The organism is Endozoicomonas sp. OPT23, from assembly GCF_009653635.1.
Lineage (GTDB): Bacteria > Pseudomonadota > Gammaproteobacteria > Pseudomonadales > Endozoicomonadaceae > Endozoicomonas_A.
Map to the genome: position 1 here is coordinate 26332 of NZ_PPFD01000003.1, position 12327 is coordinate 38658.

The following is a 12327-nucleotide window of genomic DNA, read 5'->3' on the forward strand; positions in this document are numbered from 1 at the left end:
AGTCGAATTATGGAGGGACGCATGAAACGCATGAAACGCCTGACACTTATATTAGTGGTAACTATTCTTTTTATAACAGCCTGCGGCACACTTATGAACAAGCAGTCCACTGACAACAAACAACTGACGTCCTCTCCTCAGTACTCAGAGACGAAGGACAAGTTTGATAATGCTTCTCCCAGAACGAATAAGGTCGGCCTGTTTGCAGCAAGTAAAGAGTACTATTTCAACAAAAACTCTGAATCCGTTCCGATCACAGACATTCCTGTTACACCGCTATTGGCAGAAGATTTCAAACCCGACCCATCAGCACCTTTCAAGTTTGTACGACTGGGGCATTCCAGCCTGATGATTCAGCTGAACGGTAAAAACTGGCTGCTGGACCCGGTCTTCAGTCAACGCGTGTCGCCCGTACAATGGGCTGGGCCAAAGCGTTTCCACGAGCCACCGATCAGCCTTGATGAGTTACCAGAAATTGAAGGCGTGGTGATCTCCCATAACCATTATGACCATCTGGATCATGGCAGTATTCGCAAACTGAAAGACAAGGTTAACCATTTCCTGGTACCTCTTGGTCTGAGCAGCACGCTGACAAGCTGGGGCGTAGAGCCTGAAAAGGTTACCGAACTGGATTGGTGGGACAGCATCAAACTCTCCGGCATCGAATTCACTGCCACACCTTCACAGCACTTTTCAGGGCGTGGACTGTTTGATACCGATAAAACCCTGTGGAGTTCCTGGGCTATTAAAAACGATACAACAGCCTTGTTCTTCAGTGGTGACAGTGGTTACTTTGATGGCTTCAAGACCATTGGCGAAAAGCTTGGCCCTTTTGACTATTCGTTTATGGAGTGCGGCGCCTACAACAAACTCTGGGCCGATGTTCATATGATGCCGGAAGAAAGCATTCAGGCCTTCAAGGATGTGAAAGGCAAGGTCATGGTTCCTATTCACAATGGCACTTTTGACCTGTCTACCCATGCCTGGTTTGAGCCACTGGAACGCATTCAGTCTCTGGCAGAAAAGGACAACATCGAGCTGCTTACGCCCGAAATGGGACAGATTGTTCAACAGGGCAAAAAGCAGATCAGCAAACCCTGGTGGCAAGCTCTAATCGCTGAATAATCATTCATATTGTGGAAGATGGCAGATATTTTTTGTCTGCCTTCGGCTTACCGAACAAAAATACTCTCTCTACTATTTGTGAGTTATGGCCGATTTCGCTAACATCAGCCGCTTGTATTGATTGAGATTCTGTCGCTTTCCGGCAATGAGTGAATCTCGTGGGACGCTAGCAGGAATGCACTTTCAATGAGCAAGGTTATCTATCCCGGCACTTTTGATCCAATTACCAAAGGTCATCTTGACCTGGTAGAGCGGGCAGCAAAAATCTTTGGCAATGTTGTCATCGCTGTCGCCGAAAGTCCGAAAAAAAAGCCCCTGTTTGACCTGAAAGACCGGGTTGAAATGGCGGAAGAGGTCACCAGCCATCTGGACAATGTTTCAGTAACCGGCTTCAGTTCTTTGCTGGCTACCTTTCTGGAAGACCAGAAAGCAGAGGTTATTCTCCGCGGTTTGAGGGCTGTGTCTGATTTCGAATATGAATTTCAGATGGCCAATATGAACCGTGTTCTCGCACCCAGTGTTGAAAGCCTGTTTCTGACACCTGCTGAACAGTACTCCTATATATCCTCCACACTGGTACGCGAAATTGCATCTCTGGGCGGAGATATCAGCAAATTCGTTGCACCCTGTGTTCAGGAAGCTCTCGACAAAAAATACGGTACCGGCAAGCAGTAAGTTTGAAGATACAAACACTAAGCATGAGGACGGACCGCGAGTCAACGGAGGTAAACCATGGCCCTTATAATTACTGATGACTGCATCAACTGCGATGTTTGTGAGCCCGAGTGCCCGAACAGCGCAATTGCCCCGGGTGACGAGATCTACGAGATCGACCCAAACCTGTGTACTGAATGTGTTGGTCATTACGATGAGCCACAGTGCCAGCAGGTTTGCCCAGTAGACTGCATTCCTAAAGACCCTGATAACGAAGAGTCCAAGGAAGAGCTAATGGAAAAATACGAGATTATTACTGCGGCGGCGTAAGCCTTAAAGCAAATGTAATCATAAAAAAACCGGAGCTGACAATTCAGTTCCGGTTTTTTTGTTTTCAGACTTATTATTACTGCCCAGACTGCGGAGGCACTAGCCCTTCTGGCAACTGCATACCATCAGGCATCTGCATGCCACCACCATTCGGTGCCTGCATCTGCTGCATTACCTGATTGATGGATTCCCTGATACTGGCAATCATAGCCTTGTAACCATCATCAAAGCCTTTGTAGAAAGCATTTTCAGTTGGTCTCAGGTCACCTTCAGGCTTGAAGATGGCTGATTGCTTACCCTGAGGGTTATCGCCACCCAGAAAGGCCTCCATTGAGGTCGGTACGGTCAGGGCTACGCGGCCACCGGCCATATAACCATCGATAAAGCGGCCTCTTACAAATGGATTTTCAGTGCTGCCAACACCGGAAACACGGTAAGCATCTTCTGCTTCACACCAGCGGTCTTTGAACTCACTGGTCTGCTCGGAATCGCGACAGTTGTATTCGTGAATACCCATTTTCTGCAGCACAGATTTATAACCTGCACGGTAACCGGCTTCTTCCGGCTTCTCTCTCTGACCTTCAAGAGCTTCTCTGGCTACTTTACTGGTTTCAGCCTGACTGGCGTCATTAACACCATTGCGGAAACCGGTCAGGTAAGGCGTAAAGGAAGAGATATCTTCTGAAACACTGCTGCCTTCAAAAGCAGAACGAGCGTCACACCAGGTCTTCTTCAGCAGGCCAGCACCTTCCAGAGAACTGCAGTCATAACTCTCTTCTTCTGCACCTGATTTAACAGATTCCTGTTGAACCGGAGCGACTTTTGGGCAGTCCTGAGGCTTGCTACAGCCTTGCAACAGGGCCATTGAAACGAGAACAGGCACTGCGCCTGCTAAAACCAATCTACGCATTCACTTCCTCCAACCACAGGGATAATTGGTTAATATTTTTATTATTGGATAGAAAGAGGTAAATATAGTTCAGAATTATCAAACAGTTTTCCCGACTTTATAGAGCACCAGGTAAAATCAGATGTTTGCTGAACGGCAAATTGCGGGGGCTACCACGGCCTTTTTGATCAGTTTTACCCAGATCTTATAAGGACAGCTGCCAGTGCAGCCGGGAATAGAAAGAGGCTTATCATCCAGCCACAAGGAGATATTCTGACTCGCAGCATTCAGACGGATATTCAAATGAGCCCCCAGTGAAATATTGCTATCTCTTGGCGCACCCAGCAATGACAACATAGCAAGAATATTGATATCACTGGCCAGTAGCAGCCTGAATCGTTCACACCCGGTCAGGGTAGTTTTTCGGCAGTTCTGATATTGCTCGAACGCTTGCACCAGTTCTTCAGCCAGACCCAGAGCGCTTATTTCAGCAACACGCCTGTCCGACGTTATTTCAGTCAGTATCCAGCTGTCCCGGTCAGATAATAACTCCCTGTCCTCAACCGGTAAGGCTTCTGGCCATGGCAAACGGTTTTGGCTGCGAACTTCCAGCACATCGGCAAGCTCCAGCACTGTTCGCATTTCAGAAGATTTACCGGTTAACCCCTTCCAGACAGCTAACCGCCGGCTAAAGCTTTTTCGTAGTTCAAGCCATGGGGCTGACTGTTCCAGCCGGGCGACTTCAGTCCGAAAGTTGCCGCACTTCTGAGGGCCACCCAGCAGCCAGTCCTGATCAGGGGATGGACTGTTGACAGGGATTTTCTGTTCAGATGAATCTGGATAGATACCTTGCAGTATAAGAGCCGCACTCTCTCTGGTTCTGGCAATACCTCTGGCTTTATGCTGACTGAGTCCTTTATACCAGTGTTTTGAAAAATCCTTAGCCAGGAGACTGCTGCGAATATGCTGGCCGATTTCAAGGCACTGCTCCCTCCCTTGTTTCGTCAGCATACCTGGACCTGAGGACCAGTCTGCCGGTTGCAAGGGAGCAAGCGGGGTTCTGTAACAGTGTCGTACCAGACTGACAAAAAAATCAGGCTCACTGGCAGAGGGAGTCGAGGCTAATGAAAGAAGAATCATCAGCAGCAAGGTTATTTTCATTCTGTCTATCTTGTTGTTATTTCTAAACAACAAGATAGACGCAAAAGCCTGCTGTTACTGACTTTACGCTACAAACCCATAGCCTGTTTGATCAGCTGTTTCTTTACAAAAGGAATCTGGCCAGTCATTTTCAAACCGGTATTTCTTAACCAGCGCACACCAATATCGTCCGCAGCAAACAGATTCTGCAGACCTTCCATGGACTTCATCATCAACAGATTACTACCCATGCGGCGACGTTCGTAGCGGTTAAGAATATGCTCTGCGGCAAAATCATCACCACGACTAACCGCTCTGTGAATTTCTTCAGAAAGCGCAATCACATCCTGAAGCCCAAGGTTCACACCCTGCCCTGCCAATGGGTGAATAGTGTGTGCTGAGTCACCTGCAACCACCACACGATTACGATGGTACTGACGGGAATGACGCTGACGCAGTGGGAAACAGAAACGGTCATCGGCAGAAACCACTTTACCCAGTCGCGACTCAAAAGCTCTTTCCAACTGGGAACAGAAGTTCTCTTCATCAAGACCCAATACTCTTTGAGCCTGATCAGGAACCAGCGACCAGACAATAGAACTGTAATGGCGGCCATTTCTAGAAGGCAGAGGCAGAAAAGCCAGTGGGCCAGTATCAAGAAATACCTGCCAGGCCGTGTCCTGATGGTACTGTTCAGTTTCTACCGTGGTAACAACAGCATGATGAAGATAATCCTTCTGGCTGGACGGAATGCCCGCCTGTTTTCTCAACCGTGATTCAGCGCCGTCAGTGGCGATCAGCAATCTGGTCTGAAGAGTCGCGTCATCAAGCGTGACGGTATGAAGGCCGTCGTTCAATTCACAATCAATCTTTGACTGTTCAGAAAACAGAGCAATATCAGTTTCAGATAAACGCTCCAGCAAAGCACTGCGAATCACATCGTTTTCAACGATATGCCCAAGATTGTCATGATTGATTTCATCCGCATCAAAAGCAATGTCACCGGTGCCTTCGGCATCCCAAACGTACATCTTGTCGTAGGAACAGACTCGCTGTTTTTCCATCAGCGACCAGGCATCCAGCTGTTGAAACAGGCTAACCGATGCTTCGGTTAAAGCACTGACTCTGGGCGCATAAGGTGTGCTGTCATCACTCTGTTTCGGTGTCAGGGATTGCTGATCAATCACCGCAATTTTCAAACCGCTATCAGCCAGCGACAGAGCCAGTGAAACACCAACCATGCCACCACCAACAACAGTAAGATCAAAGGTTTGGTGATCTGCGGAAATCATAGCGTCTGTCGTTGAATCATTCATGGTCACAATCCCATAGCCTTTCGTGCAAACTCACTCTTGAGTGTTTTACTGATGTTCAAACCACTCAGTCCGACATTACGCGCAACAATGACGGATGTTTCTTCGCGGGCAAACAGCTTCACCAGACTGTCACAGAAACCAAGAGTGACGGACTGATCGCTCTTCTGACGCTCTACATAGTTAAGCAGACGGGTCAGATTGCCAATGGCCTTACCAGACGACAAAGACTGATCAATATTTTTAGCCAGTGCCATGGTGTCTCTTATTGCCAGGTTATAACCCTGCCCGGCTACCGGATGCATGGCATGAGCCGCATTACCCAGCACAACCAGACCCGGACGTACCTGCTCCTGGGCAACGCTCAGAGACAGAGGGTAACTGTCACGCTTGCCTACTTTCAAAAACTGCCCAGCACGGTCACCAAAGGTCTGTTGCAGCTCTGCCAGAAAAGCATCATCACTCAGTGCCAGTTTCTCTTCAATCTGTTCTTCCGGCACCGTCCAGACCAGTGCAGAGCGATCTTCAGACAATGGCAACAATGCCATAGGCCCTTTACCGGCAAACCGTTCGTAAGCAACGCCTTTATGAGATTGATCAAGAGTGACATTGGCAATAAGCGCGTGCTGTTCGTAGTTGTAATGCTTGCGATGAATGCACAAGGCATCCATCAGACTGGAGCGGCCACCGTCTGCCAAAACGACCAGCTCAGCATCGATTTCATATTCTTCAGCGTTTTGATCTGAAGAAAGCTGACGAATGCGTGCGTTCATTCTGGCTTCAGGTAAAGGTTGAAGTTTAACCACTTCTGCAGGACTGATCAGTTCTACCAGTCCTTCATCGCCGTATGACTTCAAACGTTCCAGCAGGGTTTCACCCAGTCGGAAGTTCTCGATGACGTAGCCAAGTGCAGGAACCTTCTCTTCCTCACAATTCAAACGGGTTGAGCCAAAATGTCCTCGATCAGAAACATGAATATTGTGGATAGCGGTTGCGTGAGGCTCAAGGGTTGACCAAAGTCCGAGCTGGTCATAAATACGACGGGTACCGTAGGACAGCGCCGATGCTCTGGCATCATAACTGGGAGGCCTGTCTCTGGGTTCACTCAGGTCATGATGTTCAATTAAGCCAACCTTGAGCTGGTTCTTTCTGATTGACGGTTCTAACGCACAGAGCAGACTTGCGCCGACCAATCCGCCACCGATAATCAGAATATCGTATTGTTTTGCCACCCTGACCTCCTGCATGACCGAACTCCTGTTCAGTGTGTAGACACACGAAATAGAATACTGAGTTGCTGTTTACACACTACTGGCGAGTAAACAGCTTATGAATTCGTATGTCTGGGTACTTACGACTCAGTGAAGCGTTTTACCCTGCTCGTCCGCAGGCACTTCAATCTTGTTGAACTCGGCAAACAGGGTAATCATTGCCATACGGACAAATTCACTGACTTCCATGAAGAAACGTTCCGCTTCGTCACTGTCGTCCTGCTCAGGTTGAATCTGGGCGATTTCGCTGAGGTCATTGATCACACCTTCAGCTTCTGCACTGATTTTTCGGTTGGCCGCGGCTTCACCAAAGCCGGACAGAAAACCCTGACACCAGTAGCCCAGAGCTTCCGTTCTCTGCTCCAGAGCTTCTTCATCATCAGGCAACAGCATGGCGATACCAAAATCAGCCTGTCGCAGTTTGTCGAGAGTCAGCTGATACATGCGTGACAGCATCTCTTCACCACTGCTACCAATGGCCTCGTCACCCAGCAAGCTGGACACCTGACGATTCCAGGCTTCCACTCCAGGCTCAGAACCACCGGAGAATGTGCCACAAAGCAAGCCATGAAGTTCGGACGGATGACTGCCGCCACCCAGCTCTACCAGCAGGTCTGCCAGTTCATCGAACAGTACAGGAGATTCACCGTGTTGGTTGTCAGTCATTTCAATACTTGTTTGGTCATCAAAAGAAGGAAAGTTTACCAGATAAGGGCTGCTGGAACATGCATGAACGATGCCTGTTGCGAGATGAGCCTGCTGTGAGAAGAGTCTGTTAAGAAATGGCAGTCCGTTTGCCAAAGTAGATCCATTAAACATTCAGACACTGCTTCTATTTATGGAAGATCCGTCCTAACCATGAACGCTTCTTATGGGTAGCAGCAACGCCACGATCCAGAAAGAAAGGTGCGTAGATTTTATCTTCTTCCATTATGTGTCGGGTTAACCAGTTTTTCAGAAAATGCAGAAGTTCGAAGGTAACATGCTGACCAGCTTTAACCTTTCCGACCAACTCCGCCACCTGATTCAGCAGCATTTCATGGTGCTGTTTATGTTCTTCATAACCAGGATAATGCAGCATGCGCATCAGGCTTTCTTCCAGCGCGAAGTGAATACGGGTGTATTCCACCAGCCGATCAAGCACCTCAATGGTGACTTCGCTGCCATGTTTTTCCATGATCCCGCGGTGCAACTCGTTCAGAAGGTCGACTAGAACCTTGTGTTGTTCATCTATCTCTTCGATGCCGACACTGAGTTCGTCTGTCCAGGTAAATAATTCTTCTGTGTTGGCATCCGCTGGTATGGCTGTACCCATGATATAAACTTCCCTTTTTGTTGAAATAAGATTGGGGAGCAAATACTCCGGCGATTGCTGCTTATTTGTACTGATTCAGGTCAAGAAAGAAACACTCTGCGAGGGAACTTATACTGCAGAAGAACTCTAAAATAAGTCACTAACCTTATTCAGCCTGTAGATTTGTGGGATTGTCCTGAAAAACGGATACCGCTATAGTAGTTTCAATACTATGGTTCCTGAATCTATGAACGACCCTGATCTCACAGCCCTTAGCCAGAAACTTGATTTTCTGGTGGCCACTTGCCTGAAGCTTAAAGAAGAAAACCGTTTGCTGCGCGCTAAAGAAATGAGCTGGCAGACGGAACGCGCTCAGCTTATGGAAAAAAATGACGCTGCTCGCAGCAAGGTCGAAGCCATGATCAGTCGCCTTCGCACTCTGGAGCATGAATCGTAATGGATACGCCCTCTACCACTACCGTAAACCTCCTGGACAAGGAATACCGCGTCAGTTGTCCAAGAGACGAAGAAATCGGTCTGCAGCAGGCTGCTCAGTACCTGAACGATAAAATGAAGCAAATTCGCGCCAATGGTGTGATTGGTTCAGAGCGCATTGCCATTATGGCTGCCCTGAATCTGAGCTATGAACTGCTCCAGAAGAAAGATGAAAGCCTGACAGAAAATTCTGATGCCCAGGAACAGATTCGTCAGATGATGGGAAAACTGGACCACGCTTTGATGACCATCGATAGCTGAGCAAACACTTCCCTCCTCCGTGACCAACTCGACTTTGAAGGCCATGAACGAACTCTGGCCTTCCCTCCCTAGTGAGAACCCGGTCAAGTTTTTGGCTCATTGCCTTATGAACTAAAAAGAAAATAAAACAATAGCAAAAAAAACCTACAGACATGCACGGCAGAACCGATATAATCTCGCAAGTCTCCCTGGCCTGTTTGCCAGTCATAAAAGACCCGGGCCGATAATACCAAATCAGGGGATTCCTCGTTGGTGCTGGAGTGCATGTTCACCTTGTAGTGAAAAGCCCGATTCACCTCAGCAATCTCCACCGTTGCTTACCGGCAACGGGCTTAAGTGGCAGCGGCAGCTTGGGGAGACTTTCATTCCATATAATGCATAACCGCTTATGCATCATCAAATCACGCTAAAACCCAGTAATACCAAGCCTCTCAAGGCAACAACCGTTGTCGTCTTCTGAATTTATTTCCTGTCTCATGCCGTGTACTGCCGTACATACCATTCGAAGTATTACAAAAAACTGCCCGATAAACTGCCCAAAACCGTTCGATCAAAAAGCAGTAAATCATTTTTCCCTAGCACAAAAAAAAGCAGTGCCCGAAAGCACTGCCTTTTCACACTTCACATCAAGTGAAGCAATTCAGCTGTATAGCCAGTCCTTACAAAGGACGGATATCTTCAGCTTGTGGACCTTTCTGGCCCTGAGTTACGGTGAACTCAACCTGCTGGCCTTCAGCCAGAGTCTTGAAGCCGTCGCCAACGATCTGACGGAAATGGGCAAACACGTCAGGACCGTTTTCCTGAGCGATGAAACCAAAACCTTTCTCTTCGTTGAACCACTTAACAGTACCGGTAGTAGTAGACATAATCATATCCTGAAATTTTAAACTGTTTTTTTAAACAGCCTTAACAAAAACGTGCCTTCACTGTTTTGACAACAGCAAAGGCGGTAAAGCTAGAAGTTTTGTTATTACTTATGAAGAACATGGCGGGCTACTACACCCGGAACAATCAATCTAACCATAAAGAATCAAACGCACTTGTAACGTGGAGCCCATTCTACAGACCTTTAAACTTCCAACAACAGGTAGATGCCATTTTAAAACAGATATAACAGTCGCAGAAAATTGGCTAATGCCTATAAAACACTCATAGTTTCATGATTCTCTGCAGCACAGTGAACAGTTCACAGACATACGAGCCCGAAAATCAGCTGAGATTAGATAAAAGTAGCTACTTCTGCAGCTCTCGAATCAACAACCCCATCCCCTTTTCCAGCTCCTTGATTGCTTTGGGGGCGTAGGCGATTTCCAGCCAGCGGTTATCAGAATTCGGGTACAGCACCCAACAGCGTTGCTCATTTCTGGAGCAATTAGAGTTCAGAGAATGACCAACACCATAGACTTTCAGATTTAAGTTCTTCTTCAAATTACCCTGAGCTTTCTGCTCTTCACGAGTCACCACCAACTGCCCTTCCCGATAACCTCTCACAGAATAGGAAATCTCCCCCTTTCCCCTGGCTTTGCCAATCGCATTAGCTTTCAGCAGGCTGTTGATATACGACTCTAGAACAACGTCTCTGACGGCCGGGTCTGACTGCTGCTGCATCTGTTCTGCGAATGTTGCCGGGGGTTCTGTTGGTTGGAGCTCTATCGTTTTTTTTGCCCACAGCACTGGAGACAGCACCAGTGCAACTAGAACTCCATATTTAACCTTCAACATAAAGAAACCTTCCCTTATTGATCCGCAGTACTCTTAACTAGCCACGGCACTCTTATTAATATCCTGTACTCTTACATCAATTTCAATGTCAGTCTCGATCTTTGCCAAGCAATAAAGATTATCAATTAAATAATAATTTATAGCTCCATTCATCTTTTTCTCTATCACTATTTTATATGGGAGCTAGTCTGGTTTTTGCACCTCGACAACAAACTAATAATTAAGTCGTCGTTTATGGATATTAAGATGAAATATATAAAAACCCTTTTTCTATTTTTTATGATGGCTCTGCCATTGCCATCTTTTGCGACCATAGTTTCTTTTTATAACGTTTTTACGACCAGCTCCGCAGGCCAACTCTCACAACTGAGAGGTCATCTGGTCATAGCAGTAGAAAGGACTGGTAACAATATTAGCTTCAGTCGTTATTTTTCAACCACGAACGAAATCGGTGAATTTCAAAGGAGAGGAAGTGTCACTCAGAACCATGGCATCGAGCGACCGTCTTATTCTTTGAAATCAAAAGGTTCCGGATTCAAATCATCCACGGTTCCTGAACCTCAGGAAACCGTCAAACCTAAAAAGTTTTCTTTTAAGAAAAAAAGCTCTTCAGCCAGTTCAGGTACAAGCTCTGTCTGTACCCCCCAGATTCTCAATTCACCAAGAGAAATGCTGATAAACAGGTTCACGAGTTCGTATATAGAAGCGATTGTTTCGGGGACAACGGGCAAAGTAGTGTCCAACGCTACCGTGAAAAATTCCACTTCGAAAGATCTATCGGTAGTCAGCTCTATGGACTGGAATAACCTGCAAACATTTCCTCCCGAAGAACAGGAAATATCTCTTGCACTGACAAGTGAACTTCTTCGACAGCAACGATCCATGGGAAGCTATGAAGGAATGGTGGGTATTGTTGAGTCACTCTTGCAGAGTAACACCTATTTTCATTACGACCCACTACTCGGCATCTACTGTGGCTTACAGATTGATATTCAGTACTCCACAGACAATCAAGCTATTGACTGGTTAATAACTTTTGAAAATGGTCAGGAGTTGTTTCTAATTTCTACTCCCCCTGACAATATTCCTCAACAGGCTTTCAGCCCCTTGAGTGTCCATAACCCTGCTCTTTGGGGGCTCATTCAACCCTCTTTAGGTCAACACTCACCAGAAGCTCATACAACAGGCGACTCTCTTTCTTCAAATATATCTCAACGCCGTCGCTCTACAGCTATGCCTTCCAGACCATCAAGAAGTTCGATGAAACGACAAGTTTCAGCTTCACCAGAAACACCTCAACTTGAAGGCATTGAAGAAACATCTCACCAAAATCTGAGTACGATGTCAGATTCAGAAGTAAAGGCTCTTCTCGACTCTCTGCGACCTGACGAGAGAGACAACCTTCTTGATTCACAATCATCAGAAACACTTTCAGGGCTTAGAGGAAGACGAGCGACCGCTGCAGGCATAAAGGAAATAGAGAAAGTCACTATTCAGCAAACACTGCGAGAAAGAAAAGAGCGCAGACAAAAGCAGAACTCTGAAGACGAAGACCCTAAGCAGTTACTACCGTCAGATACTGCAGACTATAAACAGAATAAAATGAAAGGCCCTCATAATGATGATGAGCCTGAGGATGGTTCAGGCTCAGGCAGCAGTAGCTCCCCTACCAACCTCAGTATCGGTATATACAGTTTATTAATAGATCAAGGTGAAACCAATCGAACAACCTCTGAGACGAGCACTGAAGGAAAGGCAAAATCACAACAGTCAATGATGCATTTGTTGAAGAATACCATTCTTCAACAAATGCAGGAGATATCACAGTAACAG

The 12327-nt window shown here is 46.8% G+C and carries 14 protein-coding genes and 1 other RNA gene; 7 read left to right on the top strand and 8 right to left on the bottom strand.

Translation table 11 applies throughout. The features are described from left to right. Positions 1 to 21: 21 nt before the first annotated feature. The 3 genes from EOPP23_RS05945 to EOPP23_RS05955 all read left to right on the top strand — a co-directional run bounded on the left by EOPP23_RS05945 (position 22) and on the right by EOPP23_RS05955 (position 2109). The gene (locus tag EOPP23_RS05945; protein WP_228550622.1) at positions 22 to 1125 is read left to right on the top strand and encodes an MBL fold metallo-hydrolase; all 1104 of its coding nucleotides are present in this window, start codon (positions 22 to 24) and stop codon (positions 1123 to 1125) included. Positions 1126 to 1311: 186 nt separating this feature from the next. Then, on the top strand, positions 1312 to 1800 hold the full coding sequence (coaD, locus tag EOPP23_RS05950; protein WP_153765067.1) for a pantetheine-phosphate adenylyltransferase: 489 nt from the start codon (positions 1312 to 1314) through the stop codon (positions 1798 to 1800). A 57-nt stretch (positions 1801 to 1857) separates the two neighbouring features. Beyond that, a complete protein-coding gene (locus EOPP23_RS05955) occupies positions 1858 to 2109 on the top strand; it encodes a YfhL family 4Fe-4S dicluster ferredoxin (RefSeq protein ID WP_153765068.1) in 252 nt (83 codons plus the stop codon). Between the two features lie 76 nt (positions 2110 to 2185). Here the strand turns inward: EOPP23_RS05955 and EOPP23_RS05960 are convergent, their stop codons facing one another. The 6 genes from EOPP23_RS05960 to EOPP23_RS05985 form a co-directional block, all read right to left on the bottom strand. After that, on the bottom strand, positions 2186 to 3019 hold the full coding sequence (locus EOPP23_RS05960) for a hypothetical protein (protein WP_153765069.1): 834 nt from the start codon (positions 3017 to 3019) through the stop codon (positions 2186 to 2188). 117 nt (positions 3020 to 3136) lie between these two features. Continuing rightward, on the bottom strand, positions 3137 to 4159 hold the full coding sequence (locus tag EOPP23_RS05965; protein ID WP_153765070.1) for a hypothetical protein: 1023 nt from the start codon (positions 4157 to 4159) through the stop codon (positions 3137 to 3139). 68 nt (positions 4160 to 4227) lie between these two features. Then, positions 4228 to 5454: an FAD-dependent oxidoreductase gene (locus EOPP23_RS05970; RefSeq protein WP_228550623.1), complete on the bottom strand. Its 1227-nt coding sequence runs from the start codon at positions 5452 to 5454 to the stop codon at positions 4228 to 4230. Between the two features lie 2 nt (positions 5455 to 5456). Next, a complete protein-coding gene (gene ubiH, locus EOPP23_RS05975; RefSeq protein ID WP_153765071.1) occupies positions 5457 to 6698 on the bottom strand; it encodes a 2-octaprenyl-6-methoxyphenyl hydroxylase in 1242 nt (413 codons plus the stop codon). Between the two features lie 111 nt (positions 6699 to 6809). Continuing rightward, positions 6810 to 7541 carry a UPF0149 family protein gene (locus EOPP23_RS05980; RefSeq protein ID WP_153765072.1) on the bottom strand — a complete coding sequence of 244 codons (732 nt, stop codon included), beginning with the start codon at positions 7539 to 7541 and terminating at the stop codon, positions 6810 to 6812. 13 nt (positions 7542 to 7554) lie between these two features. Continuing rightward, on the bottom strand, positions 7555 to 8037 hold the full coding sequence (locus tag EOPP23_RS05985) for a bacteriohemerythrin (protein ID WP_153765073.1): 483 nt from the start codon (positions 8035 to 8037) through the stop codon (positions 7555 to 7557). 211 nt (positions 8038 to 8248) lie between these two features. Here EOPP23_RS05985 and EOPP23_RS05990 point away from each other — a divergent pair, with 211 nt between their 5' ends. From EOPP23_RS05990 to ssrS, 3 genes are all read left to right on the top strand, one after another. Continuing rightward, positions 8249 to 8473, top strand: coding sequence for a TIGR02449 family protein (locus tag EOPP23_RS05990; protein WP_370514687.1), 225 nt, complete (start codon positions 8249 to 8251; stop codon positions 8471 to 8473). Next, entirely contained in the window at positions 8473 to 8772 is a 300-nt protein-coding gene (locus EOPP23_RS05995; protein ID WP_153765075.1) for a cell division protein ZapA, read from the top strand. Before EOPP23_RS05990 ends, EOPP23_RS05995 begins: the two co-directional genes overlap by 1 nt. 182 nt (positions 8773 to 8954) lie before the next feature. After that, positions 8955 to 9133: non-coding RNA, 6S RNA (gene ssrS, locus EOPP23_RS06000), on the top strand. Between the two features lie 298 nt (positions 9134 to 9431). Here the strand turns inward: ssrS and EOPP23_RS06005 are convergent. Continuing rightward, positions 9432 to 9638: a cold-shock protein gene (locus EOPP23_RS06005; RefSeq protein ID WP_135510504.1), complete on the bottom strand. Its 207-nt coding sequence runs from the start codon at positions 9636 to 9638 to the stop codon at positions 9432 to 9434. Positions 9639 to 10005: 367 nt separating this feature from the next. Then, positions 10006 to 10494, bottom strand: coding sequence for a hypothetical protein (locus EOPP23_RS06010; RefSeq protein WP_153765076.1), 489 nt, complete (start codon positions 10492 to 10494; stop codon positions 10006 to 10008). A 246-nt stretch (positions 10495 to 10740) separates the two neighbouring features. Between EOPP23_RS06010 and EOPP23_RS06015 the strand changes: the two genes are divergently transcribed. Beyond that, positions 10741 to 12324 (top strand): hypothetical protein, encoded by a 1584-nt coding sequence (locus tag EOPP23_RS06015; protein WP_153765077.1) that lies wholly within the window; start codon positions 10741 to 10743, stop codon positions 12322 to 12324. The last annotated feature ends 3 nt before the right edge of the window (positions 12325 to 12327 follow it).

Coding starts and splice junctions, on each gene's coding strand:
- coaD (WP_153765067.1), top strand. CDS start 1,312: ATGAGCAAGGTTATCTATCCCGGCACTTTTGATCCAATTACCAAAGGT.
- EOPP23_RS05955 (WP_153765068.1), top strand. CDS start 1,858: ATGGCCCTTATAATTACTGATGACTGCATCAACTGCGATGTTTGTGAG.
- EOPP23_RS05995 (WP_153765075.1), top strand. CDS start 8,473: ATGGATACGCCCTCTACCACTACCGTAAACCTCCTGGACAAGGAATAC.
- EOPP23_RS05990 (WP_370514687.1), top strand. CDS start 8,249: ATGGTTCCTGAATCTATGAACGACCCTGATCTCACAGCCCTTAGCCAG.
- EOPP23_RS06010 (WP_153765076.1), bottom strand. CDS start 10,494: ATGTTGAAGGTTAAATATGGAGTTCTAGTTGCACTGGTGCTGTCTCCA.
- EOPP23_RS06015 (WP_153765077.1), top strand. CDS start 10,741: ATGAAATATATAAAAACCCTTTTTCTATTTTTTATGATGGCTCTGCCA.
- EOPP23_RS05970 (WP_228550623.1), bottom strand. CDS start 5,454: ATGAATGATTCAACGACAGACGCTATGATTTCCGCAGATCACCAAACC.
- EOPP23_RS05985 (WP_153765073.1), bottom strand. CDS start 8,037: ATGGGTACAGCCATACCAGCGGATGCCAACACAGAAGAATTATTTACC.
- EOPP23_RS05965 (WP_153765070.1), bottom strand. CDS start 4,159: ATGAAAATAACCTTGCTGCTGATGATTCTTCTTTCATTAGCCTCGACT.
- EOPP23_RS05980 (WP_153765072.1), bottom strand. CDS start 7,541: ATGTTTAATGGATCTACTTTGGCAAACGGACTGCCATTTCTTAACAGA.
- ubiH (WP_153765071.1), bottom strand. CDS start 6,698: ATGCAGGAGGTCAGGGTGGCAAAACAATACGATATTCTGATTATCGGT.
- EOPP23_RS05945 (WP_228550622.1), top strand. CDS start 22: ATGAAACGCATGAAACGCCTGACACTTATATTAGTGGTAACTATTCTT.
- EOPP23_RS06005 (WP_135510504.1), bottom strand. CDS start 9,638: ATGTCTACTACTACCGGTACTGTTAAGTGGTTCAACGAAGAGAAAGGT.
- EOPP23_RS05960 (WP_153765069.1), bottom strand. CDS start 3,019: ATGCGTAGATTGGTTTTAGCAGGCGCAGTGCCTGTTCTCGTTTCAATG.